The following is a 23,600-nucleotide window of genomic DNA, read 5'->3' on the forward strand; positions in this document are numbered from 1 at the left end:
TTGGCGCGGCGTCAGGGCCGCATTACCGTGAGACACGAGAACCTCCTGGACTCAGAGCGGTGAACTAGACAGCTCCACTCTGGTCCGGAGGTTCTCGCTATGTCACGGGTGCCAGATCAAACAACGTGCCTGGGCACTACAGCTAGCGCTGGCGACGCCTGGCTCTTCGAGGCGATCGGCACCGCCTGGCGCATCGACGCCGATCGAGCGCTCGACGAGCACGACCGCGCCGCCGTCGCCGAGCGCGTCGAGCGATTCGACCGCGATTGGTCGCGCTTCCGCGCGGACTCCCTCGTGTCGACCATCGCCGCCGCGACCGACGGCGGCACGTGGGCTCTCCCCGACGACGCTGCGCCGCTGCTCGCGCTGTTCGCGCGGCTGCACGCGCTCAGCCGCGGGCGGGTGAGCCCGCTCGTCGGCGCCTCCCTCGAGCGGCTCGGCTATGACGCGGCCTACCGGCTGCGGCCCGCGGGCGAGCCCCTGCCGGCGCCCGAGTGGGAGGAGCTCCTCGACCTGACGACGGATCACGCGGGCGCCGTGCGGCTCACGACCCGGAGGCCCGTGCTGCTCGACGTCGGCGCGGCCGGGAAGGGGCACCTCGTCGACATCGTCGGCGACCTGCTCGCGGCCCGCGGCGCGACGGAGACGGTCGTCGACGGCAGCGGCGACATCCGTCATCGGGGCGGGGCGGGCATCCGCATCGCTCTCGAGAACCCCGCCAACCCGACGAAGGCGATCGGCGTCGTCGAGCTGCGCGATGCGGCGCTGTGCGCGTCGTCGCCGTCGCGGCGCGCGTGGGGCGAGGGGCTGCACCACATCATCGACGCCGTCACGGGCCGACCGGTCGACGGCGTCATCGGCACGTGGGCGGTCGCGCCGACCGCGCTCGAGGCGGACGGGCTCGCGACGGCGCTCTTCCTCGCCGAGCCGCGCGAGCTCGAGGCGGAGTTCGCGTTCTCGTGGGCCAGGATGTTCAGCGACGGCCGCCTCGAGGCGAGCGCGAACTGGGAGGGCGAGCTGTTCCGATGAGAGCGACCGTGGATGCCGTGACCGGCCGCGTGAGCATGTACCGACTGGCGACGATCGCCCTCGCCGCCGTGCTCGCGATGGGCCTCCTGCTGGGCGCCCTCGACATCATCGGCGCCGACCCGATCGGACTGCTGGGCACGCTCGGCGTCGTCGGCGTCGCCACTCTCGGCGCGAACGAGATCGCCGCGCGGGCGGCACGCGTCGTGCCGCACCGCGAGTCGAGCGTCATCACGGCGCTCATCATCGTGTGCCTCGTGCCGCCCTCGGTCGCGACGATGGACCTCGTCGGCGCCGCCGCCGCGGGCGTCATCGCCGCCCTGTCGAAGTACCTGCTCATCTGGCGCGGTCGGCACATCCTCAACCCGGCGGCGACGGGCGTCTGGGTCGCGGGCCTGTTCGGCCTCACGGTCGGCATCTGGTGGATCGCGACGCCCGAGATGCTGCCGATCGTGGCGCTCGGCGCGCTGCTGCTGCTCGACCGCACGCGACGGCTCGACGTCGGCGTCGTGCTCGTGGCGCTGACGGTCGCGATCATCGGCACGAGGCTCGTGCTCACGGGTGCCACGCCGCTCGACGCCTACCTCTCCGTCCTCGTCGTCTACCCCGTCATATTCCTCGCGGGGTACATGCTCTCCGAGCCCATCACCCTGCCGCCTCGGCGCTGGCAGCAGTGGCTCATGGCGGCGGTCGTCGCAGTCGCGTTCTCGATCCCGTTCTCGTTCGACCTCGGCCCCGTGCTCATCTACACCTCGCCCGAGCTCGCGCTCCTGCTCGGCAACGTCGTCGCGTTCGCGGTCTCCCGACGGCCCGGCTTCGCACTCCGCCTGACGGGCACGCGGGCGCTCTCGCCGACCGCGACCGAGTTCCGCTTCGCGCCCACGCGGCCCGTGCGGTTCGAGGCCGGCCAGTGGCTCGAGCTGCATCTGCCGCACTCCGCCGACATCCGCGGCACCCGCCGCGTCTTCTCGATCGCGTCGGCGCCGTCGGCGGCCGCGGGCGACGCCCCCGAGATCGCGATCGGTCTGCGGATGCCCGAGCAGGGCTCCTCGTTCAAGCGCGCGCTCGCCGCCCTCGAGCCGGGGTCGCTCGTGCGCGCGACGCAGGTGAGCGGCGACTTCCTCCTCCCCCGCGACCCGGCGGAGCCCGTCGTGCTCGTCGCCGGCGGCATCGGCGTCACCCCGTTCGCGAGCCAGCTCGACGAGCTGCGCCGCCGCGGCGAGCAGCGCGACGTCGTGATCGTCGTGATCCCATCGGGCGAGGACGAGTCGCTCTACGCGGACGTGCTCGAGGCCTCGGGCGCGCGCGTCGTGACGCTCGCACGCGGTGCGCTCACCGCGGAGGGGCTGCGCGAGGCCGTGCCCGACATCGCGGGGCGGCGCGGCTACGTCTCGGGCGCTCCGGCGCTCGTGGCGGCGGGGCGGACGGCGCTGCGCGCGGCCGGCGCGAACCGCGTGCGCACCGATTACTTCGCGGGGTACTAGCGGCCCCTTCGCCGTCGGCGAACCTCTGGCAGTCGACTATCGAGAGTGCTAGATTATCGATAGTTGAGTCGCCCCGACTCAACCCACTCGACACTCTCCCGGAACCCCCGGGAGTCGCGAACAAGGAGACGAGAATGACCATGTTCTTCGACCCGTTCCGCGAGCTCGACCGCGTGGCCGGCACTCTGCTCGACCGCCGCGAGAGCCCGCGGCTCATGCCGATGGACGTCTACCGCGACGGCGAGCACTTCGTGCTCAGCGCCGACCTGCCGGGCGTCGACCCGGGCAGCGTCGACGTGGATGTCGACGGCCAGCTGCTGACGATCCGCGCCGAGCGCACCCCGCGCTCGACCGAGGGCGTGCAGTGGCTCACGCGCGAGCGGCCCTCCGGCGCCTACCTGCGTCAGATCACTCTCGGGAAGGACATCGACACCGAGGCGATCTCCGCCCACTACGAGAACGGCGTGCTGAGCATCATGCTCCCCGTGCTCGAGAAGGCGAAGCCGCGCAAGATCAGCGTCGCGACGGCGAACGACCGCGCCGAGGTCACGGCCTAGCCGGCACGAGCGAAAGCGGCGACCTCGCGGTCGCCGCGATCAGCGCACGACGGGCTCCGAGTCGACCGGCTCGGAGCCCGTCGTCGCACGAGGGGCCGCACCCTCGAGACCGGGCACGGGCGCCGCTCCGGCGCGCACGGCGCGCAGCGCGCCGAGGATGGCGACGAGGTCTACGACCTCCTGCAGCGCGGCTCCTGCGATCGCGGGCAGGAGCCCGACCGAGGCCACGATCATGAGCCCGATCGAGATCGCGATGCCGAGCCAGATGCTCTGCAGCGCGATGCGCACCGTGCGGTGCCCGATGGCGACCGCTCGCGCGACGCGCGAGACGTCGTCGAGGAGGATCACGACATCCGCCGACTCGCTCGCCGCGGTCGAGCCCTTCGCCCCCATCGCGATGCCCACGTCGGAGACCGCGAGGACGGGCGCATCGTTGACGCCGTCGCCGACCATGATCACGGGGCGCGGTCGGGCCTCGCGGATGAGGCGGACCTTGTCCTCCGGCAGGCACTCGGCGTGCAGATCATCGATGCCGAGCGCGTCGGCGATGGGCCGCGCGGTCGCCTCGACGTCGCCCGTCACCATGAGCGTGCGCGTCACGCCGAGCCGGGCGAGCGCGTCGAGCGTCGCCGCCGCGTCGGCGCGTACGGCATCGCGGAGGACGACCGTGCCCGCGAAGCGTCCGTTGACAGCGACGTAGACGACGGCCTCGCCGCTCGCCGTCTCCGCGCGCTCGAGGTCGGGCGCGTGCTCGGCGACGAAGGCGGGCTTGCCGACCACGACGCGCCGCCCGTCGACCGTGGCGGTCACGCCGAATGTCGCGACCTCGCGCGCGTCGTCCGACTCGGCGAGGGCGAGCCCGCGGTCGATCGCGGCCTGCTGCAGCGAGGCCGCGAGCACGTGCGACGAGTACTGCTCGGCCGAGCCCACGAGCCGCATGAGCTCGTCCGCGGCGAACCCGTCACGGGGGTGCACGCCGACGACCTCGGGGCGGCCCGCGGTCAGCGTGCCCGTCTTGTCGAAGGCGACCGTGCGGGCGCGCGCGAGCTTCTCGAGCGAGGCAGCGCTCTTCATGACGATGCCGCGCTTCGCGGCGCTGCTCATGCCGCCTATGAACGCGACCGGCGCCGCGATGAGCAGGGGGCATGGCGTCGCGACGACGAGCACCTCGGCGAAGCGCACGGGGTCGCCGCTCAGCGCCCACGCGACGCCCGCGATGCCCAGCGACACCGCGGTGAACGGCAGGGCGTACCGGTCGGCGAGCCGGACGAGCGGCGCCTTGCTGCTCGAGGCCTCGCGCACGAGCTCGACGATGCGCTGGTACTGGCTGTCGGCCGCTGCGGCCGTCGCGACGACCTCGACCGCCGCCGAGCCGTTGACCGAGCCGCTCAGGACGAGATCGCCCGCCGCCTTCTCCACGGGCAGGCTCTCGCCCGTGAGCGACGACTCGTCGAACCCGCCATGGCCGCTCGTGAGCTCGGCGTCGACGGGCACGATCTCGGCGGGCCGCACCAGCAGGCGGTCGCCAATGCGGACATCCCCCGCCGGCACGTCGGTGATCGCCCCCGTCGAGTCGATGCGGTGCGCGAGCTGCGGAACGCGATCGAGCAGGGCGCGCAGCTCGCGCTGGGCGCGGCCGGCCGCGGCGAGCTCGAGCGCCGCGCCGCCTGCGAGCATGAGCACGATGACGAGGCTCGCCCAGTACTCGCCGACGACGACCGTGCTGACGATCGCGGTGACGGCGAGGATGTCGAGGCCGAACTGCCCGGAGAGCAGCCCCCTGATCATGCGGACCGCCTCGATCGCGGCGACGGTCAGCGCGAAGATCGAGATGCCCCACCGCGCCGCGGGCTCCGCGCCCGCCGCGAGCAGGCCGAGGCCGATCGCGCCGATCACGAGCGCGAGCGCGACGAGCGGCATGCGGCGCGCGAGGGCGATCAGTCGGGGCATGCCCCAGGTCTACCGTGCCGCGAAGGCGGGCGCCAACGCCCGGAGCGCGTCACGGCCGCCTGCGAGGTAGGCGCGCCACGAGACGTCGCGCTCGGCTCGGGCCGACCACTCCTCGCCCCAGCCGTCGGCGCTCGGCGCGGGCTGGTCGCGGCGCGCGGCGCGCAGGGCGTCGCCGAGCGCGGCGACGGCGCCCTCGTGGTACTTGGCGGCGGGCATCCGCTCGCGGTCGAGGGTGCAGAGGGAGTCGCCCGCGGCCGCTCGGCTGAGCGAGCCGAGGGCCGCGGCGCGAGCCTCGGCGATGCGCTCGATCGCGGTCATCGCGGTCGCCGTCGCGGTCGCGGGTCTAGTCGCAGGTGCAGCGCTGCGCGGCGGGCACGCCCTCGAGCGCCTGCTCGATGTGCTGGCCGCAGCCTGCCCAGGTGGTCTTGCCGCAACGGTCGCAGCGGGCGGGAGAGCACATGGGGAATCCTTCCGATAGTGGGAGCGCCGGTTCCGGCGCATGCCCTCAGAATACCCCCGGGGGTATATGAGCGCAAGTCGCCGCAGACGACGGATGCCCGTGGCGCGGGCCACGGGCATCCGGTCGGTTCTGCGGTCGGCTAGGCGCCCAGACGCTGCTTCAGGTTCTCGTCGAGGGCCTCGAGGAAGTCCTCCGTGGTCATCCACGCCTGGTCGGGGCTCACGAGCAGCGCGAGGTCCTTCGTCATCTTGCCGCTCTCGACGGTCGTGATCACGACGTCCTCGAGGGTCTCGGCGAAGGTGATGAGCTCGGCGTTGCCGTCGAGCTTGCCGCGGTGCATGAGGCCGCGCGTCCACGCGAAGATCGACGCGATCGGGTTCGTCGACGTCGGCTTGCCCTGCTGGTGCTGGCGGTAGTGGCGCGTGACCGTGCCGTGCGCCGCCTCGGCCTCGACGATCCTGCCGTCGGGCGTGGTCAGCACCGAGGTCATGAGGCCGAGCGAGCCGAAGCCCTGCGCGACGGTGTCGGACTGCACGTCGCCGTCGTAGTTCTTGCAGGCCCAGACGTAGCCGCCCTCCCACTTCATCGCCGAGGCGACCATGTCGTCGATGAGTCGGTGCTCGTAGGTGATGCCGGCGGCCTCGAACTGGTCCTTGAACTCGGCGTCGTAGATCTCCTGGAAGATGTCCTTGAAGCGGCCGTCGTAGGCCTTCAGGATCGTGTTCTTCGTCGAGAGGTACACGGGGTAGGTGCGGGCCAGGCCGTAGTTGAGCGAGGCGCGCGCGAAGTCGCGGATCGACGAGTCGAGGTTGTACTGCACCTGCGCGATGCCGTCGCCGGGCGACTGGTAGACCTCGAACTTCTGCGGCTCGCCGCCGTCCTTCGGGGTGAACTCGACGGTCAGCGTGCCCTCGCCCTTGAACAGGAAGTCGGTCGCGCGGTACTGGTCGCCGAACGCGTGACGGCCGATGATGATCGGCTTGTTCCAGCCGGGCACGAGGCGCGGGATGTTCGAGATGATGATCGGCTCGCGGAAGATGACGCCGCCGAGGATGTTGCGGATCGTGCCGTTCGGGCTCTTCCACATCTTCTTGAGGCCGAACTCCTCAACGCGCGCCTCGTCGGGCGTGATCGTCGCGCACTTGACGCCGACGCCGTGCTTCTGGATGGCGTGGGCCGCGTCGATCGTGACCTGGTCGTCGGTCTCGTCGCGGTGCTGGATGCCGAGGTCGTAGTACTCGAGCGTCACGTCGAGGTAGGGGTGGATGAGGCGGTCCTTGATGAACTGCCAGATGATGCGGGTCATCTCGTCGCCGTCGAGCTCGACGACGGTGCCTTCGACCTTGATCTTCTGCACAGGGATCCTTTCGCACGTTCGCGGGCGTCGAGGTGGTCGACGGCCCGGGGCCGCGATGGCGGCCGTTCGGGGGCACGGTGAGGCCCGGGTCGATCCTATCGCGTCGGGTCATCTCTCTCGACGTCGAGATAAATCGGTCGGATGCTCGGCGCGCGATCTGACTACCCTGGGGTCATGGGCGATCTGAGACTGGAAGAACTGTCGGCGAAGACCATCGTGGCCGCGAACGGCCTCACCCTGCGGCCCGGGCAGGAGCAGTTCGTCACCCCCGTCTCGTACTCGGCCGCTGACGCGTACCTCAACCCGACCACGACGTGGGCGCGCGTCGTGCTCGATGGCGATGAGGTCGTCGGCTTCATCCGGGGGAACTTCGACCCCGACCACGAGCGCCCCGAGTTCCGCAGCTGCATCTGGCGCATCAACGTCGACGCGACCAAGCAGGGCCGCGGCGTCGGTCGCTTCGCGGTGCGCGAGCTCGCGCAGGAGGCGCGCTCGCGCGGCTTCGAGACCGTGAGCGTCATCTGGGAGACGGGCGAGGAAGGGCCGGGCGAGTTCTTCCGCCGGCTCGGCTTCGAGGAGGTCGGCGAGACCGAGTACGGCGAGAAGATCGGCTCGCTGCCCGTCTGATGAGCGAGTCGCCTCTCGACTTCGCCGCCTTCGTGCACGTCATCGTCGACGACATCCCCGCCGGGCGCGTCATGACGTACGGCGACGTCGCCTCCGAGCTCGGCTCGCTCGGCGCCCGCGCGGTCGGCCGCATCCTCGCGACCTCCGACGGCACCGGCCCGTGGTGGCGCGTCATCGGCGCCGACGGCCGCCCGCCCGCGGGGCACGAGGCCGACGCGCTCGAGCACTACGAGGCCGAGGGCACTCCCCTGCGCTGGATCGGCAAGCGCGGCGAGCCCGACGCCTACCGCATCGACCTCGCGCAGGCGCGGCACCGCTTCAGCTGAGGGCGGCGCGCTGACCGCTCCGCCAGCTGCTCCCTGCGATCCGGGCGGATGGTCGGCTCCCCGCTACACTTCGTGCAAGCGCTTGCAGACCGCACGAAGGAGTGTCCCGATGCGCCGCACCCGAACCCACCGCGCCGTTCTCGCCGGGCTCGTCGCCTCCGTGGCGCTCGTGCTCGCGGGGTGCACGCCCGCCCCGCAGCCGCCCGAGCCCCAGGACCGGCGCGATGCGGGCATCCTCTTATTTCAGTGGACGTGGGAAGCCATCGCCGCCGAATGCCCGACCCTGGGCGAGATCGGCATCGACTGGGTGCTCACGAGCCCGCCGCAGGAGCACGTCGTCGGCCCGCAGTGGTGGGTCGCCTACCAGCCGGTGTCGCACCGCATCGAGTCGCGGCTCGGCTCGCGCGAGCAGGTCGCCGCAATGGTCGAGGCGTGCGGCGAGGCCGGGGTCGACATCGTCGCCGACGCCGTCATCAACCACATGTCGGGGCAGGACAGCCCGGGCGTCGGCTGGGCGGGCAGTGCGTACGAGCACTACCGATACCCGGGGCTGTTCGAGCCGGAGGACTTCCATGCGTGCACCGAGTCGCCGACGGGCGACATCATCGACTACCGCGACCGCGACGAGGTGCAGCGCTGCGAGCTCGTCAACCTCGCCGACCTCGCGACCGAGGCCGACGGGGTGCGCGAGCGGCTGCGCGCCTACCTCGACGACCTGCTCTCGCTCGGCGTCGCGGGCTTCCGCATCGACGCCGCGAAGCACATGCCGCCGGAGGACATCGCCGCGATCGTCGAGGGACTGCCCGAGGGCACGCGCGTCTACCAGGAGGTCATCCGCGGCCAGGGCGAGCCGATCCAGCCCGAGGACTACGCCGCGACCGGCCCCGTCTGGGAGTTCTCGTACGCCCGCACGCTCACGAGCATGGTCGAGAGCGGCGCGCTCAACCCCGACGTGCGCTTCGGCCCCGAGGGCCGCACGCTGCCGAGCGAGCAGGCGATCAGCTTCGTCGACAACCACGACACCGAGCGCAACGGTGAGACGCTCTCGTACAAGGACGGCGACGCCTACGCGCTCGCGACCGCCTTCCTGCTCGCCCACCCGTACGGCACCCCGCAGCTCACCTCGGGCTACGCCTTCGAGGGGCGGGATGCCGGGGCGCCGGCCGACGACGACGGTCGCGTCATCGACGCCTCGTGCGCGGATGCTCCCGCCGAGCCGAGTCCGCGCTACGAGCCCGGCAACTGGGTGTGCCCGCAGAGCTGGGATCTCGTGCGCGGCATGCTCGCCTTCCGCGCGGCGGTCGGAGACGCTCCGCTCACCGACGCGACCGAGTTCGAGGCGCGCGAGCTGCGGAGCGTCTCGGGCTTCGGCCGCGGCGCCTACGGCTTCGTCGCCTTCAACGCCGGCAGCACCGGCGCGACGGCGAGCTTCGACACGTCGCTCGTCGCCGGCCGGTACACCGACGCGGTGTCGGGCGAGGTGATCGAGGTCGACGGCGAGGGCCGCTTCACGGCCGAGGTGCCGGGGCTCGGCGTGATCGCGCTGCACGTCGGCGCGGTCGAGCGCTAGCGCCACCTCGCCGACGGAGCGCCCCGAGCGCGCCGCGCGACTCGCCTTCCGCAGAGCCCCTAGACGAGCGACTCGCGCCAGGCGGCGTGCAGCTGCGCGAACTTCCCCGACCCGGCGATGAGCTCGGCCGGCGTGCCGTCCTCGATGACCTCGCCGTGCTCCATGACGAGCACGCGATCGGCGATCGCGACGGTCGAGAGCCGGTGGGCGATGATCACGGCGGTGCGGTCGGCGAGCAGCGTCTGCAGGCCGACCTGCACGAGCCGCTCGCTCGGGATGTCGAGCGACGCGGTCGCCTCGTCGAGGATGAGCACGACCGGGTCGGCCAGGAACGCCCGCGCGAACGAGATCAGCTGCCGCTGCCCCGCCGAGACGCGGCCGCCGCGCTTGTTGACGTCGGTGTCGTATCCGTCGGGGAGCGACTCGATGAACTCGTGCGCCCCCACCGCGCGCGCCGCCGCGATGATCTCGTCGCGCGTCGCCTCGGGCTTGCCGAGCGCGATGTTGTCGGCGACCGTGCCCGAGAAGAGGTACGCCTCCTGCGTGACCATGACGATCGCGCGCCGCAGATCCTTCGGGTGGAGCTTGCGGAGGTCGACGCCATCGAGGGTCACAGCACCCTCGGTGGGGTCGTAGAAGCGCGCGATGAGCTTCGCGAGCGTCGACTTGCCGGCTCCCGTCGTGCCGACGAGCGCGATCGTCTGCCCGGCCGGGATGGTGAGCTCGAGGCGCGGCAGCACGACCGAGTCGTCGTTGTACGAGAAGCGCACCTGGTCGAAGTGCACGGCTCCGCGCGCCTTCCACAGGTCGATCGGCGTCGTGGGGTCGGGCACGGACGGCTTCTCCTCGAGCACGCCCGAGATCTTCTCGAGCGCGGCGGCGGCCGACTGGTACGAGTTGTAGAACATCGCCATCTCCTCCGCCGGGTCGAAGAACCGACGGGTGTAGAGCACGATGCCGAGCAGCGAGCCGATGAGCAGGTCGCCCTCGATGATCCGGAAGGCCCCGACGAGCAGCACCGCGGCGACCGTGATGTTGCCGATGAGCACGAGCCCGGGGTCGAAGATGCCGAAGACCTGGATCACGCGCGCGTTGGCGTGCCGGTAGTCCTCGACGAGCCCTCCGAAGTGCTTCTCGTTGAGACTCTCCTTCCTGAACGCCTTGACGGCGCGGATGCCCGTCATCGTCTCCACGAACTGGACGATGAGGCGCGCGGAGGCCACGCGCGTCTGCCGGAAGAGCTTCTGCGATCGCACCTGGAACCACCGCGTGAGCGCGATGAGCGGGATGAGCGCGACCGCGAGCACGAGTCCCGAGGTGGGGTCGAGCAGCACGAGCGCGGCCGCCGTGAAGCCCATGTAGAGCGCGCCCGAGACGAGCTGCGTGAGGCCCGAGTCGAGCAGCTCGCGGATCGAGTCGAGGTCGCTCGTCTGCCGCGCGATGATGCGACCCGAGGTGTACGACTCGTGGAACTCGAGCGACAGTCGCTGCGTGTGGAGGAACACGCGCTTCCGCAGATCGATGAGGATCGCCTGGCTCAAGCGGGCCGACATCACCTGGAACAGGGCGATGAAGCTCGCCCCGGCCACGCCCGTCAGCAGGTACGCGCCGACGGTCAGTGCCACGGGCATCCAGTCGCCCTCGTCGCGGAGGGCAGGGAGGCCCCGGTTGATTCCGAGCGCGATGAGCGCGGGCCCGGCGACCTGCAGCGCGGTCGACAGCACGATGACGCCCATCGTCGCGAAGACCCGGCCGCGCACGGGGCGCACGAGCGAGCCGAGCAGGTGCAGCGAGCGTCGCCGCATCTGCTTCGACTCGACGCGCGTGAAGTCGTCTCTCTCCTCGCCCTCGACGCCGGTGACGCTCATCGCTTGACCTCTCCGTCGCGCTCGATGACGCGCGACTCGCGGTCGACGGCCTCGCGGCGCCGACCCTCCTCCTCGGCGAGCTTGAGCTCGCGATCCTCGCGCTCGATCTGGGCGAGCTCCTCGTCCTCGAGCGACGAGATGACGTAGCGGTAGTGCTCGTTGCGCTTGAGCAGCTCGCTGTGGGTGCCGACGTCGGTGATGCGCCCCTCCTGCAGGAGCGCGACGCGGTCGGCCATCTGCACGGTCGACGGGCGGTGCGCGACGATGAGCCCCGTCGTCGTCGCGAGCACGCGGCGCAGCGCCGCCTCGACGAGCGCCTCGGTGTCGACGTCGAGCGCCGAGAGCGGGTCGTCGAGCACGAGCACGGCCGGCCGGGCCGCGACGGCGCGCGCGAGCGCGAGGCGCTGCCGCTGGCCGCCGGAGAGGCTCAGCCCCTCCTCCCCCACGGTCGTGTCGACGCCGTCGGGCAGGCGGTGCACGAAGTCGGCCTGCGCGATGTCGAGCGCCTCGGCGAGCACGCGGTCGGCCTCGGCGCGCACGGTCGGGTTGTCGCCCTCCGTGAGGTCGGGGCGACCGAGCAGCACGTTGTCGCGCACGCTCGCCGAGAACAGCGTCGCGTCCTCGAAGGCCATCGCGATGTGGCGGCGCAGCTCCTCGCGCGACAGGTCGCGGATGTCGACGCCGTCGAGCAGCACGCGCCCGCTCGTGACGTCGTACAGGCGCGTCGCGAGGGCGGTGAGCGTCGTCTTGCCGCTGCCCGTGATGCCGACGAGCGCCATGGTCTCGCCGGGCTCGAGGGTGAGGTCGATGCCGTCGAGGGTCCCGGGGCGGTCGGCGGGAGCATCCTGGTACCGGAACACCACGTTCTCGAACGTCAGCCGCCCCTCGGGCGCCGCGATCGTGACCGGATGCGCGGGGTCGACGATCGCGTTGACCTCGTCCATGACCTCGAAGAAGCGGTCGGTCGCCGAGCGCGTGTCGTACGTCATGGCGAGCAGGAAGCCGATCGACTCGACGGGGAACCGCAGCACGGTCGCCGTGGCGAAGAATGCCAGCAGCTCGCCGACGCTGATCTCGCCCGCCGCCGCGAGGCCGACGCCGCCGAGCAGGCACAGCGCGAAGGCGACGTCGGGGATGAGGATGAGCCAGAACCAGATGCCCGCGATCGCGCGGGCCTTCTCGATCTCGGTCGAGCGCAGCAGCTCGGCCTGGTCGGCGAACCGCAGCAGCGAGTGCTTGCCGCGGCCGAACGCCTTGAGAACGCGGATGCCGTGCACGCTCTCCTCGACCGCGGTCGCGAGGTCGCCCTGCTGGTCCTGCGCGCGGCGCGCGACGACCGAGTACTTCTTCTCGAACAGGAAGCCGTAGACCCACAGCGGCGCCGAGCAGGCGAGGAAGAGCAGGCCGAGCCACTGGTTCCAGTACACGAGCACGGCGAAGCCGATGAGGATCGTCACGACGTTGACGACGAGCAGCACGAGGCCGAACGAGATCCAGCGGCGGATGAGGTTGAGGTCGCTCACTGCGCGCGAGAGAAGCTGGCCCGACTGCCACCGGTCGTGGAAGGCGACGGGGAGGTCCTGCAGCTTCGCGTAGAGGCCGTTGCGCATGCGCGCCTCGATGTGGGTGCCGGGCGTGAGCACGAACCAGCGGCGGAGCGCGATCATGACGGCCTCGAGCACGCCGAGCACGAGCACCAGGATCACCGCGGGCACGATCGCCTCGGAGGAGCCGCTCGAGAGCGGCCCGTCGACGAGCTGCTGCAGCACGAGAGGAATGCCGAGGGCGACGAGACCGGCGAGCAGCGCCGCGACCATGCCCAGGTAGATGCGCGGCATCGCCGGCTTCGCGTACGGGTACAGCCGGGCGATGGCCCTGGCCGTGCTCAAGCGGGGTCGGTCGTGCTGCGTCGTCGACATGGTGGGTCCTCAGGCGGCGCGCTCCGATCGTGTCGGCGCGCGCATCGAAGCGGCGGATGCCGCGTTCCGGTGGCGGATGCTGGTGGCTGTGGTGCGATGCCTGGCTGCGATCGCGCCCGATCGGGCGCGTCGTAGCAGAGCCTTTCAGCCTAGACCCGGAGCGGAGGGATTGTCGACACCGGGTTCGGTCGGCGGGGGTTCAGTGAGAGCGGGCTCAGTGGAAGAAGTGCCGCTCGCCCGTGAGGTACATCGTCACGCCGGCCGCCTGCGCCGCCGCGATGACCTCCTCGTCGCGCACCGAGCCGCCGGGCTGCACGACCGCGCGCACGCCCGCGTCGATGAGCACCTGCAGGCCGTCGGCGAAGGGGAAGAACGCGTCGGAGGCCGCGACCGAGCCGCGCGTCCGGTCGCCGGCCCGCGACACCGCGAGGTGGCACGAGTCGACGCGGTTGACCTGGCCCATGCCGACGCCGACGGATGCCCCGCCCGAGGCGAGCAGGATCGCGTTCGACTTCACGGCGCGGCACGCCCGCCACGCGAACTCGAGGTCGGCGAGGGTCGCCTCGTCGGCGGGCTCGCCGCTCGCGAGAGTCCACTCGGACGCCGCCGCGAAGCGGTGGTCGGCCTCCTGCCGCAGGTACCCGCCGCTGACCTGGCGCAGCTCGACGGTCGGCAACGCGAAGCCCGCGGGCAGCTGGAGCAAGCGGATGTTCTTCTTCTCCATCAGGATCTCGAGCGCCTCGGGCTCGAAGCCGGGGGCCACCACGACCTCGGTGAAGATCGGCGCGATCGACGCCGCGGCCTCGGCCGTGATGACGCGATTGGCGGCGATGACCCCGCCGAAGGCCGACACGGGGTCGCACGCGTGGGCGGCCGCGTGGGCCTCGGCGATGGACGACCCGACGGCGATGCCGCACGGGTTCGCGTGCTTGATGATCGCGACGGCGGGAGCCTCGTGGTCGTACGCGGCGCGCACGGCGGCGTCCGCATCCACGAAGTTGTTGTACGACATCTCCTTGCCGTGCAGCTGGCGCGCGTGCGCGATGCCCTGCGCGCCGTCGACCCGGTAGAGCGCGGCGGCCTGGTGGCTGTTCTCGCCGTAGCGCAGCACCTGCTGCAGCGTCGCGTGCACGTCGACGGTCGCGGGGCTGCCGTCGTGCGCGGGGCCCGACGCCGAGACGGCGTCGGGCGCTGGCGTCGCGCGAAGCCCAGAAATGGGCTTCGCCTCAGCTCCGCGCGCGCGCACGCCGAGCGTGTCGGCGAACCAGCCGGCGACCGCGGTGTCGTACGCGGCGGTGTGCGCGAAGGCCTTCGCGGCGAAGCGCTGACGCTGGGCGAGGGTCGTACCGCCGAGCGTGATGGCCTTGCCGATCATGACGTAGTCGGCCGGATCGACGATGATCGCGACGTTGGCGTGGTTCTTGGCTGCGGCGCGCACCATCGCGGGGCCGCCGATGTCGATCTGCTCGACGACCGCATCGCCCTCGGCGCCGCTCGCGACGGTCTCGACGAAGGGGTAGAGGTTCACGACGACGAGGTCGAAGGCGGCGATTCCGAGCTCGGCGAGCTGCTGCTCGTGGCTCTCGAGGCGCAGGTCGGCGAGCACGCCCGCGTGCACGCTCGGGTGCAGGGTCTTCACGCGCCCGTCGAGCGCCTCGGGAAAGCCCGTGACGCTCGAGACCTCGGTGACGGGATGCCCGGCCGCCGCGATCGTCGACGCCGTCGAGCCCGTCGACACGATCTCGACGCCCGCGCCCGCGAGGGTCGCCGCGAGCTCGAGCAGCCCGGTCTTGTCGCTCACGCTCACGAGCGCGCGGCGCACGGGGACGGCGTCGCGGTGGCGGTACGAGGCGGGGTCGTGGGCGGGGCCGGCCATGAGGATGCTCCTGAGGTGTGGGGTACGGAGGGGTGGAGTACGGAGGGGTGGAGGTGCGGTTCTAGAGCGCGGCGAGGTCGATCTCGCCCGTGGCGATGCCGCGCACGGTGTCGATGAGCAGGCGGCGCTCGACGGGCTTGATGCGCTCGTGCAGGCTGTGCTCGGTGTCGCCCGGCAGCACGGGGATGCGCTCCTGCGCGAGGATCGGCCCCGAGTCGACGCCCGCGTCGACGACGATGACGCTCGCGCCGGTCTGCTCGACGCCGGCCGCGAGCGCGTCGCGCACGCCGTGGGCGCCGGGGAACTCGGGGAGGTACGCGGGATGCGTGTTGATGACGTTGGGCGCGAGCGCGTCGACGACGGTCGCGGGCAGCAGGCGCATGAGCCCGCTCAGCACGACGAGGTCGGGCTCCCACTCGCGGATCGTCGTCAGCAGCTCCTCGCCCCACGCCTCGCGCGAGGGGTACGACGAGTACGGCACCGTGAAGCTCGGGATCCCGAACGCCTCGGCGTGCGCGAGCCCGTCGGCCTCGCGATCGGCGCCGACGGCGACGATGTGCGCGGGGTAGTCCGCGTGGGCCGACGCCTCGAGCAGAGCGCGCAGGTTCGACCCGCCGCCCGAGATCAGTACGACGACCCGCAGCACGCTCCCAGGCTACTCGCTGCGCGGATGAGCATCGGACGCCCGCGCGGACCACGGCACGCGGACTCCCCCGGCGAGCAGGCCGAGTGCGGCGCCGACGAGCGTCTCGACGAGCATCCAGACCCCGACGGCGACCGGGTCGGGGCCGATCGTCGCGAGGCGACCGGGCCCCGCGGCGCCCGCCGCGATCCAGGAGGAGAAGGCGGCGAGGATGCCCGCGGCGAGCGCCGCCGCCCCCGCCGTCGCGAGCGCCCAGCCCTCCACGCGCCGACCGGGGTCGAGCGCGGCGACGAGCCGCGGCCGCACGAGCACGCCCGCGACGAAGGCCGCGAGCACCGGCACGAGGACGACGACGAGCCCGGGGCTCGCGTCGCTCGCCGGCAGCGCGCCGAGCAGGGGGATGGCCGGGAGCGGCCCGACGACGGTGCCGAGCGGCGAGATCGCGGACCCGGTGCCGATCGCGAAGCCCGGCCCGATGAGCCAGGAGGCCGACCAGAGCACGACGGTCGGGATGAGCGCGAGCTGCCCGACCGTGAGCGCGATGCCGCCGAGCACGTCGGCCTGCACGCTCTCGTAGAGGGCGATGACCTGGCCGTAGCCGACGAGGAGCGCCGCGGCGGTCACGACCCCGGCCGCGCCGACGACGGTGATGACGGCCCCCGTGCCGATGCGCAGCGCCGAGCTGATGATGCCGCGCGCGAGGGCGGGGAGGCGCTCGAGCAGGGCATCCGCCCGCTCGCGCCACGGGCCGCGCGCGTCGAGCGAGGCGACGCCGAAGCCGAGAGCGAAGACGAGGGCGGGGAAGAGCGCGGTCTGCCCGCGCGCGATGAGGGCCGCGGGGTGGGTCGCGCTGAGCGCCGCGAGCCCGCCGATGACGAGGATGCCCGCGATCGCGACCGCGCCGCCGAGCGCCCGGTGCCGCTCGCCGAGTGATCGACGGCCCATCTGCCACCCCGCGAGCAGCGTGAGCGCCGCGAAGCCGAGGAGGGCGAGGGAGACGAGGAACGGCTCGGCGGCCGCCTCGGCTCCGACGGCGGCTGCGGTCACCGGGTCGAGCGTGAAGGTGACGTCGGCGCCGTGCCCGAGCGCCCAGATGTCGACCGCGGCGCGCCAGAACGGCAGCCAGTCGAGCTGGAAGCCGAACTGCACGGCCCACATCACGGTGAGGATCGAGAGCGGGATGCCGATGCCGATGCCGACCACGAGGAGCGCCTCGAGAGCGGAGAAGAGGACGGTCGACCGGCGGTTCATCGGGGGCGAGCCTACCGGCGGGCCTAGGTCGCCAGGGCCTCCCGCGCCGCCGCGCGCGCGGCCGCCGGATCGGTCGCGGCACACGCCGCCTCGGCCGCCGCGCGGCACTGCGCGAGCGTCGCGGAGGACACGATTGCCCCGACCGCGGTGATCGCGCGCGCCGCCATCGACAGGCTCGTCACGCCGAGCCCCACGAGCACGGGAGCGAGCGCGGGGTCGGCCGCGGCCTCTCCGCACACCCCGACGGGCGTGCCCGTGCGCGCGCCGGACTCGCCGATGAGGCGGATCGCTCGGAGCACCGCGGGCTGCCACGGGTCGGCGAGGTGGGCGAGCTCGCCCGACATGCGATCGGCGGCCATCGTGTACTGCGAGAGGTCGTTCGTGCCGATGCTCACGAAATCGACGGCGGCGCACAGCTCGTCGGCGACGAGCGCCGCGGCCGGCGTCTCGATCATCACGCCCACCGTGCGGTTGCCCGCGGCGCGGGCGCGCGCGGCGAACTCGGTCGCCTCGGCAACGGTCGCGATCATCGGGGCCATGACCCAGGCATCTGCCCTCTCGGCGTCGGCGGCGCGGGCGATCGCGCGCAGCTGCGCGTCGAGCACCTCGGGGTCGCGTCGGGAGGTTCGGTAGCCGCGGACGCCGAGCGCGGGGTTCGGCTCGTCGTCGGAGGTGAGGAACGGCAGAGGTTTGTCGCTCCCGGCGTCGAGCGTGCGGACGACGACGCGACGGTCGGGGAAGGCGGCGAAGACCTCGCGGTACGCGGCGATCTGGTCGTCGACGCTCGGCTCGCGCGTGCGGTCGAGGAAGCAGAACTCGGTGCGGAAGAGGCCGACGCCCTCGGCTCCGCGCTCGACGGCGCGGCGGATGTCGCGGGGCGCTCCGACGTTCGCGCCGAGCACGACGCGGTGCCCGTCGGCCGTCTCGCCCGGGCCCTCGAAGGGCGGCAGGGTGATGACGCCCGTGGCCGTCGCGCGGGCGCCCTCGTCGGGCTGGACGATGAGCTCGCCCGTGTCGCCGTCGACGAGGACGACGGTGCCGTCGGCGATCGCCGTGGCTCCCGCCGCGCCGACGATCGCGGGCAGGCCGAGCTCGCGGGCGAGGATCGCCGTGTGCGAGGTGGGCCCGCCCTGCTCGGTGACGATCGCGAGGCACCGCTCGGGGTCGAGGCCCACAGTGTCGACGGGCGCGAGGTCGTCGGCGACGAGGATGAACGGGTGGTCGCGCTCGGGCACGCCGGGCCGCTCGACGCCCGTGAGCCGGGCGATGATCCGGTCGCGCACGTCGACGAGGTCGGTGACGCGCTCGGCCATGCGACCGCCGAGCTCGCGGTACTGCACGGCCGTGCGGCCGAGCTCGACCCAGACGGCGCGCTCGGGCGTCAGGCCCTCGTCGCGCAGGAACGACTCGGCCTCCCGGTGCAGCGCGGGGTCGGCGGCGATCGCGGCCGTCGCGACGAGCACGTCGCGGCGCTGGCCGCTGAGCGTCTGGGCCGTCTCGTGCATCTCGCCCGCGACGGCGAGCATCGCCTCGCGCAGGCGCGCCGCCGCGCCGTCGCGCTGATCGGCGGGGATGCGCGCGGCCGGGTCGGGCTCGTCGGCCGCGTGCACCATGACGGCGACGGGGCCCACGACGCGGCCCGAGCTGACGCCGAGCGGGTGGGATGGAGCGGCCGGCGCCGTGGGGGCGACGTCGAGCTCGGCGAGCTCCTCGCCGAAGCCGGACTCGATGAGCGCGCGCACCTCCTCGACGGCCTCGGCGGCGCCCGCTCCGCTCGCCGCGATGCGGACGATCGTGCCGGGGCCCGCGCCGAGGATCGCGATGCCGATCGGGCTCGTCGCGTCGACCGGCCCCTTCGCGTCGGTCGCGAGGGTGAGGGCGACGCCGCGCTGGGCGACGAGCCCGGCGATCTCGGCCGCCGGGCGGGCGTGCAGGCCTGCCACGTTGCGCACGACCGCCTCCGCGATCGCGGGCGGGGGCGCGGTCGAGGCGAGGTCGCCGGCGGGGGCGGGCGGGGCATCCGCCCGATCGCCCGCATCGTCGACCGCGCGGTCGACGGAGACGGGGGCCGCGTCGCCGAGCTGCTCGCTCTTGGGTCGCAGGGCGCCGAGCGCCTCGGCGGCGACGGCGTCGAGGTCGGCGCCGCCGGCCGCCCGCACGACCGCCGCGAGGAGCCCCTCGACGAACGGTGCGGAGACGAGCCGGACGCGCAGCTCGGGGTCGGCGACGAACTCGAGCGCCATCTCGGCGCTCATGACGGCCGATCCGAGATCCATGAGCACGACGACGCCCGCGCCGCCGGAGCCGACCTCGACGATCGCCTCCGAGACGCGCACGGCATCGGTGCCGGTGCCGCCGTCAGCCGTGCCCGCCGCGATCGCGATGGGCGGCGGATCACCGGCGACCATCTCGAGCGCGAGGGCGACGGCCGCCTCGGCGAGGGGACGGCTGTGGGACACCGCGACGATGCCGACGCGGGGGGCTGCGGCGCTCACGACGCCGTGACCTCCGCGAGGGCGTCGAACAGCAGGGCGGTCGAGGTCGCGCCGGGGTCGAGGTGGCCGGCGCTGCGCTCGCCGAGATAGCTCGCGCGACCCTTGCGGGCCACGAGCGTCTCGGTCGCGTCGCGGCCGGCTGCGGCGGCATCGCGGGCGGCGGCCGTCGCCTCGGCGAGGGATGCGCCCGAGGTGATCGCCGCATCCATCGCCTCGAGCGCCGGCGCCATCGCGTCGAACATCGTCTTGTCGCCCGCCTCGGCCTTGCCGCGCGCGACGACGCCGTCGAGCCCGGCGCGGAGGGCGGAGGAGAGCGCCGCCGCATCGCACTCCGCGACCGCTCCGGCCGTCATGCCGAGCCGGAGGAAGAACGTGCCGTAGAGCGGCCCGCTCGCCCCGCCCACCGACGTGACGAGGGTCATGCCCACCGTCTTGAAGAGCTCGTCGGCGGTCGTGGCGGGCGAGGCGCCCACCTTCTCCATCACGGCGGCCATGCCGCGGGCCATGTTGGCCCCGTGGTCGGCGTCGCCGATGGCCGAGTCGAGCTCGGTCAGGTACGACCTCTGCTCGGTGACGCGGTCGCGGAAGGCGGCGAGCCAGGCGGTGAAGCCCTCGATCGTGATGGTGTCGGTGGTGCTCATGGTTCTCCTCGGTCTCGGCGTCGGTGCCGGGGTGGCAGGCGGTGCGGGATGCGGGTGGTCGCGGCGGCGCTCTCGGTCAGCGACCCCAGCGGAGGCCGCTCGTCTCCACGGGGGCGTCCCACAGCGAGACGATCTCGTCGTCGGCGCGCAGCACCGTGACCGAGCAGCCCGCCATGTCGAGCGAGGTGATGTAGTTGCCCACGAGGCTGCGGGCGACCGTCACGCCGTGCTTCTCGAGGATCGCCGCGACCTCGCCGTACATGAGGTACAGCTCGATGAGCGGCGTGCCTCCCATGCCGTTGAGCATGACGATCGTGGGCGACGATCCGAAGTCGAGGTCGCCGAGGATGGGCTCGACGAGCTGCTGGGCGATCTCGCTCGCGGTGCCCATGGGCACGCGATGCCGACCGGGCTCGCCGTGGATGCCGATGCCGATCTCCATCTGGTCCTCGGGCAGGTCGAACGTCGGCTTGCCGGCCGCGGGCACCGTGCAGCTCGTGAGCGCCATGCCCATCGAGCGGCCGTCGCCGTTGACCTTCTCGGCGAGAGCGACGATGTCGTCGAGGCCGCGGCCCTGCTCGGCGGCGGCACCGACGATCTTCTCCAGCAGCACCGTGAGGCCCACACCGCGGCGGCCCGCGGTGTACAGCGAGTCCTGCACGGCCACGTCGTCGTTGACGACGACCGTGCGCACGTCGACGCTCGCCTCCATGGCGGCGAGCTCGGCGGCCATCTCGAAGTTCATGACGTCGCCCGTGTAGTTCTTGACGATGTGCAGAACGCCCGCGCCGCGGTCGACGGTCTTCGTCGCCTCCTGCATCTGGTCGGGCGTCGGCGAGGTGAACACCTCCCCCGCGCAGGCCGCGTCGAGCATCCCGAAGCCGACGAAGCCGCCGTGCAGCGGCTCGTGACCCGACCCGCCGCCGCTCACGAGGGCGACGGTGCCGTGATCCTTCGGGGTGGCGCGATAGATGATGCGGTTCTCGTGGTCGACGCGGAGGTCGGCGTGCGCCGCCTCGATGCCGCGCAGAGCATCGGCGAGAACGTGATCGGGATCATTGATGAGCTTCTTCATGAGGCCGGGGTCCTTCCTTCTTCGCAAGGTTTCCGTGGTCGCATCGCCGCGTCAGAGAGCGCAGTCACCGTCGACGATTCCCGTATCCAATTGGAACGGTTTTCGATAATGTCGAATATGCTCCGATCGACCGGGGGTGTCAAGACTCGGTCGACGACTCCCAGAACCCGCTCGACGACGAGAGGAGGCGCTCGTGATCCAGGCCATCGATCGCGCCGCACGCGTGCTCTCCTCGCTGCAGGGCGCCCGCCACCTGGGCATCACCGAGCTCGCCGGAATCCTCGACCTGCCGCCGTCGACCGTTCACGGCATCGTCAAATCGCTGCAGCAGCACGGCCTCGTCGCGAAGGAGCCCGGCGGCCAGCGCTACATGCTCGGTCCCGCCCTGCTCAAGCTGTCGAACGTGTACCTCGACACGCTCGATGTGCGGGCCCGCGCCATGCGCTGGACGCGCGAGCTCGCCCGCCGCACCGGCCTCTCGACACGGCTCGGCGCCGAACTGTTCGACGAGGTGATCATCATCCACCACAACCGTCGGCCCGACGGCAGCCAGCAGATGCTCGAGACGGGAATCACCATCCCCGTGCACGCGTCGGCGCTCGGCAAGGTTCTGCTCGCCTACCACCCGACCGCCGCCGACGAGCTGCTCGCGAGAGAGCTCCGCAGCCTCACGGGCGACACCATCACCGACCCGGCGGCGCTGCGCCTGCAGCTCGCGCAGGTCGTCGAGCGGGCCCTCGCCGTCGAGGTCGACGAAGCCGTGCTCGGCGAGTCCTCCGTCGCCGTCCCCGTCGCCGATCGCAGCGGCTCCGTCATCGCCGCGGTCTCGGTCGTCATGCCGTCGAGCGAATGGCCGCCCGAGGCGGGCGTGCTCAACGACCTGCGCGAGACGGCGCGCAACATCTCGCGCGAGCTCGGCTGCGCGACCTGGCCGCCGGCGGTTCGGCCGCGCGACGACGACTGAGCACGCGCCGCGTGGCACACTGAGCCCGTGAGGAATCGTTCGATCCGCGTCGAGGTCACGATCGGCGCTGACATCGACGCACTGTGGCGACTCACGCAGGACCCGGATCTCCACGCGCGGTGGGACGCGCGATTCAGCCGGATCGTCCCGGAGAGCGCGGGCGACGACGGCGCGTGGCGGTTCCGATACGAGCGGCGGATGCTCGGTCTCACGATCCGCGGAACAGGAATCGGCCGCGGCTCGCGCTCGAGCGCCGACGGGTCCCGCACGTCCGCGCTCCGATTCACGACGCGGGATCGCCGGTCGCCCTTGCGCGACGGCCGCGGGTACTGGCGGTACGAGCCGGTGGACGGCGGCACGCGGTTCATCACCGGCTACGACTACGAACCGGGCTGGGGGCGCGCGGCCGATGCGGTCGTCCGGACGCTCGTGGCGTGGATGACGGCCGCGAGCTTCGCCCGGCTGCGGCGCTGGGCCGAGACGGGAGAGGAGCCCGAGCGCTGGCCGCTCTGGCGGATCGCGCTGGGTCCGGGGCGCGACCGGCCGCGAGCATCCGACTGCGTGCGGAGCGTCGGCCGACCAAGCGCGATGTCCGACGCGCCGCGCGCACTCGCCCATCTGGGAGCTCCGTGACCGATTCCGCGCTGCCGGCTCGTGTCGACTCAGTGACGCCCCGAAGCATGTTCGCGGCGGCGATGGGCGACGACTTCGAGCGGCTGCACCCGATGCTGCGGCGCCGCTTCGGGGTGAGCCTCGCGGGCGGGTACGCGTGCGAGGGTCGCGGCGTCATGACGCGCATCCGACGAGGGCCGTGGTGGACGATCCCCTTCCTGCACATCGGTCGGATCCGGAACATCCTCGCCCCCTTCCCGGGGCGCGACGTGCCCTTCACGGTCGAGAACCACGCCTACCGCGACCCGTTCGGGCGCGAGACGGTGACCTTCGTGCGCACCTTCCACTACCCCGATCGAGGCAGGCCCGGCCGCTTCGACGCGACGATGGTGCTCGGCGCCGGCGGGACGATCGTGGACTATCTCGGCACGCACCAGCACCTCGCCGTCGATCTCGACCTCCGCGCGAGCGACGACGGCTCCCTGATTCTCACGTCGGACGCGCAGCGGTTCCACGCCGGGCCCGTCTCGTTCCAGTTCCCGATGCTGCTCTCGGGTCGCGCGCGCCTGCACGAGTCGTTCGATGACGCGACTGACGAGTTCGCCATCCGGCTGGAGGTGCGGAACCGCGTCTTCGGATTCCTCTTCGGCTACGAGGGTCGCTTTCGCTGCGATTTCCCACCCGCGGGCGACGGCCCGCCCGCCCGCATCCTCCCCGTGCAGCACGAGAGCCGCGAGTAGCGCCGAACCGCGCAACGACTAGGTGTACTCGGCAGTCACCTTGGTGACACTCGGCTGATGGGTGGGAGCCCGTCGAGGGCTGAGTGGCGTCGTCGATTGTTGTAGTAGTCCAGCCAGGGTGCAAGTGCGTTCTGCCGGTCGTCGTTGGTGGTGAAGACC

Annotated in this window: 21 protein-coding genes; 9 read left to right on the forward strand and 12 right to left on the reverse strand. The window is 72.5% G+C overall.

Annotated elements, in window-relative coordinates:
• Positions 1-99 precede the first annotated feature (99 nt).
• From Q7T15_RS03465 to Q7T15_RS03475, 3 genes are all read left to right on the forward strand, one after another.
• The gene (locus Q7T15_RS03465; RefSeq protein ID WP_304693306.1) at positions 100-1,029 is read left to right on the forward strand and encodes an FAD:protein FMN transferase; all 930 of its coding nucleotides are present in this window, start codon (positions 100-102) and stop codon (positions 1,027-1,029) included.
• Between the two features lie 8 nt (positions 1,030-1,037).
• A complete protein-coding gene (locus tag Q7T15_RS03470) occupies positions 1,038-2,510 on the forward strand; it encodes an FAD-dependent oxidoreductase (RefSeq protein WP_304693308.1) in 1,473 nt (490 codons plus the stop codon).
• A gap of 134 nt (positions 2,511-2,644) precedes the next feature.
• A complete protein-coding gene (locus Q7T15_RS03475) occupies positions 2,645-3,067 on the forward strand; it encodes an Hsp20/alpha crystallin family protein (protein WP_304693310.1) in 423 nt (140 codons plus the stop codon).
• A 39-nt stretch (positions 3,068-3,106) separates the two neighbouring features.
• Here the strand turns inward: Q7T15_RS03475 and Q7T15_RS03480 are convergent, their stop codons facing one another.
• The 3 genes from Q7T15_RS03480 to Q7T15_RS03490 all read right to left on the reverse strand — a co-directional run bounded on the left by Q7T15_RS03480 (position 3,107) and on the right by Q7T15_RS03490 (position 6,834).
• Positions 3,107-5,017: a heavy metal translocating P-type ATPase gene (locus tag Q7T15_RS03480; protein ID WP_304693312.1), complete on the reverse strand. Its 1,911-nt coding sequence runs from the start codon at positions 5,015-5,017 to the stop codon at positions 3,107-3,109.
• A gap of 9 nt (positions 5,018-5,026) precedes the next feature.
• Complete coding sequence (locus Q7T15_RS03485; protein WP_304693314.1) at positions 5,027-5,335, reverse strand: hypothetical protein; 309 nt, start codon at positions 5,333-5,335, stop codon at positions 5,027-5,029.
• A 281-nt stretch (positions 5,336-5,616) separates the two neighbouring features.
• A complete protein-coding gene (locus tag Q7T15_RS03490) occupies positions 5,617-6,834 on the reverse strand; it encodes an NADP-dependent isocitrate dehydrogenase (protein ID WP_304693316.1) in 1,218 nt (405 codons plus the stop codon).
• Between the two features lie 174 nt (positions 6,835-7,008).
• Between Q7T15_RS03490 and Q7T15_RS03495 the strand changes: the two genes are divergently transcribed.
• The 3 genes from Q7T15_RS03495 to Q7T15_RS03505 all read left to right on the forward strand — a co-directional run bounded on the left by Q7T15_RS03495 (position 7,009) and on the right by Q7T15_RS03505 (position 9,357).
• The gene (locus Q7T15_RS03495; RefSeq protein WP_304693318.1) at positions 7,009-7,461 is read left to right on the forward strand and encodes a GNAT family N-acetyltransferase; all 453 of its coding nucleotides are present in this window, start codon (positions 7,009-7,011) and stop codon (positions 7,459-7,461) included.
• Positions 7,461-7,787 carry an MGMT family protein gene (locus Q7T15_RS03500; RefSeq protein ID WP_304693320.1) on the forward strand — a complete coding sequence of 109 codons (327 nt, stop codon included), beginning with the start codon at positions 7,461-7,463 and terminating at the stop codon, positions 7,785-7,787. Before Q7T15_RS03495 ends, Q7T15_RS03500 begins: the two co-directional genes overlap by 1 nt.
• Positions 7,788-7,896: 109 nt before the next feature.
• Entirely contained in the window at positions 7,897-9,357 is a 1,461-nt protein-coding gene (locus Q7T15_RS03505) for an alpha-amylase family protein (protein WP_304693322.1), read from the forward strand.
• 59 nt (positions 9,358-9,416) lie between these two features.
• On the opposite strand, the gene Q7T15_RS03510 is transcribed toward Q7T15_RS03505, so the two are convergent.
• The 8 genes from Q7T15_RS03510 to dhaK form a co-directional block, all read right to left on the reverse strand.
• The gene (locus Q7T15_RS03510; protein WP_304693325.1) at positions 9,417-11,225 is read right to left on the reverse strand and encodes an ABC transporter ATP-binding protein; all 1,809 of its coding nucleotides are present in this window, start codon (positions 11,223-11,225) and stop codon (positions 9,417-9,419) included.
• A complete protein-coding gene (locus tag Q7T15_RS03515) occupies positions 11,222-13,144 on the reverse strand; it encodes an ABC transporter ATP-binding protein (RefSeq protein WP_304693327.1) in 1,923 nt (640 codons plus the stop codon). The genes Q7T15_RS03510 and Q7T15_RS03515 overlap by 4 nt, the downstream gene beginning before the upstream one ends.
• 214 nt (positions 13,145-13,358) lie before the next feature.
• A complete protein-coding gene (gene purH / locus Q7T15_RS03520) occupies positions 13,359-15,020 on the reverse strand; it encodes a bifunctional phosphoribosylaminoimidazolecarboxamide formyltransferase/IMP cyclohydrolase (protein WP_304693329.1) in 1,662 nt (553 codons plus the stop codon).
• Between the two features lie 61 nt (positions 15,021-15,081).
• Positions 15,082-15,666, reverse strand: coding sequence for a phosphoribosylglycinamide formyltransferase (gene purN / locus Q7T15_RS03525; RefSeq protein WP_304693331.1), 585 nt, complete (start codon positions 15,664-15,666; stop codon positions 15,082-15,084).
• A 9-nt stretch (positions 15,667-15,675) separates the two neighbouring features.
• Positions 15,676-16,914 carry a DUF6350 family protein gene (locus Q7T15_RS03530; protein WP_304693333.1) on the reverse strand — a complete coding sequence of 413 codons (1,239 nt, stop codon included), beginning with the start codon at positions 16,912-16,914 and terminating at the stop codon, positions 15,676-15,678.
• 23 nt (positions 16,915-16,937) lie between these two features.
• A complete protein-coding gene (ptsP, locus tag Q7T15_RS03535) occupies positions 16,938-19,409 on the reverse strand; it encodes a phosphoenolpyruvate--protein phosphotransferase (protein WP_304693335.1) in 2,472 nt (823 codons plus the stop codon).
• Entirely contained in the window at positions 19,406-20,050 is a 645-nt protein-coding gene (dhaL, locus tag Q7T15_RS03540) for a dihydroxyacetone kinase subunit DhaL (RefSeq protein ID WP_304693337.1), read from the reverse strand. Before dhaL ends, ptsP begins: the two co-directional genes overlap by 4 nt.
• Before the next feature lie 76 nt (positions 20,051-20,126).
• A complete protein-coding gene (gene dhaK / locus Q7T15_RS03545; RefSeq protein WP_304693338.1) occupies positions 20,127-21,125 on the reverse strand; it encodes a dihydroxyacetone kinase subunit DhaK in 999 nt (332 codons plus the stop codon).
• A gap of 193 nt (positions 21,126-21,318) precedes the next feature.
• Here dhaK and Q7T15_RS03550 point away from each other — a divergent pair, with 193 nt between their 5' ends.
• The 3 genes from Q7T15_RS03550 to Q7T15_RS03560 are packed head-to-tail and all read left to right on the forward strand — an operon-like array spanning position 21,319 to position 23,441.
• Complete coding sequence (locus Q7T15_RS03550; RefSeq protein WP_304693339.1) at positions 21,319-22,089, forward strand: IclR family transcriptional regulator; 771 nt, start codon at positions 21,319-21,321, stop codon at positions 22,087-22,089.
• Positions 22,090-22,116: 27 nt separating this feature from the next.
• Positions 22,117-22,722: an SRPBCC family protein gene (locus Q7T15_RS03555; RefSeq protein ID WP_304693341.1), complete on the forward strand. Its 606-nt coding sequence runs from the start codon at positions 22,117-22,119 to the stop codon at positions 22,720-22,722.
• Between the two features lie 32 nt (positions 22,723-22,754).
• Positions 22,755-23,441 (forward strand): DUF4166 domain-containing protein, encoded by a 687-nt coding sequence (locus tag Q7T15_RS03560; protein ID WP_304693343.1) that lies wholly within the window; start codon positions 22,755-22,757, stop codon positions 23,439-23,441.
• Positions 23,442-23,476: 35 nt separating this feature from the next.
• On the opposite strand, the gene Q7T15_RS03565 is transcribed toward Q7T15_RS03560, so the two are convergent.
• On the reverse strand, positions 23,477-23,600 hold a 124-nt coding region (locus Q7T15_RS03565; protein WP_304693345.1), incomplete at its 5' end, for an integrase core domain-containing protein.

The organism is Microcella sp., from assembly GCF_030645145.1.
Classification (GTDB): domain Bacteria; phylum Actinomycetota; class Actinomycetes; order Actinomycetales; family Microbacteriaceae; genus Microcella.

Excerpts from the sequence above, each read along its gene's own strand:
- Q7T15_RS03465 (WP_304693306.1), top strand. The coding sequence starts at position 100 with ATGTCACGGGTGCCAGATCAAACAACGTGCCTGGGCACTACAGCTAGC.
- Q7T15_RS03475 (WP_304693310.1), top strand. The coding sequence starts at position 2,645 with ATGACCATGTTCTTCGACCCGTTCCGCGAGCTCGACCGCGTGGCCGGC.
- Q7T15_RS03480 (WP_304693312.1), bottom strand. The coding sequence starts at position 5,017 with ATGCCCCGACTGATCGCCCTCGCGCGCCGCATGCCGCTCGTCGCGCTC.
- Q7T15_RS03485 (WP_304693314.1), bottom strand. The coding sequence starts at position 5,335 with ATGACCGCGATCGAGCGCATCGCCGAGGCTCGCGCCGCGGCCCTCGGC.
- Q7T15_RS03495 (WP_304693318.1), top strand. The coding sequence starts at position 7,009 with ATGGGCGATCTGAGACTGGAAGAACTGTCGGCGAAGACCATCGTGGCC.
- Q7T15_RS03500 (WP_304693320.1), top strand. The coding sequence starts at position 7,461 with ATGAGCGAGTCGCCTCTCGACTTCGCCGCCTTCGTGCACGTCATCGTC.
- Q7T15_RS03505 (WP_304693322.1), top strand. The coding sequence starts at position 7,897 with ATGCGCCGCACCCGAACCCACCGCGCCGTTCTCGCCGGGCTCGTCGCC.
- Q7T15_RS03510 (WP_304693325.1), bottom strand. The coding sequence starts at position 11,225 with ATGAGCGTCACCGGCGTCGAGGGCGAGGAGAGAGACGACTTCACGCGC.
- Q7T15_RS03515 (WP_304693327.1), bottom strand. The coding sequence starts at position 13,144 with ATGTCGACGACGCAGCACGACCGACCCCGCTTGAGCACGGCCAGGGCC.
- purH (WP_304693329.1), bottom strand. The coding sequence starts at position 15,020 with ATGGCCGGCCCCGCCCACGACCCCGCCTCGTACCGCCACCGCGACGCC.
- Q7T15_RS03530 (WP_304693333.1), bottom strand. The coding sequence starts at position 16,914 with ATGAACCGCCGGTCGACCGTCCTCTTCTCCGCTCTCGAGGCGCTCCTC.
- dhaL (WP_304693337.1), bottom strand. The coding sequence starts at position 20,050 with ATGAGCACCACCGACACCATCACGATCGAGGGCTTCACCGCCTGGCTC.
- dhaK (WP_304693338.1), bottom strand. The coding sequence starts at position 21,125 with ATGAAGAAGCTCATCAATGATCCCGATCACGTTCTCGCCGATGCTCTG.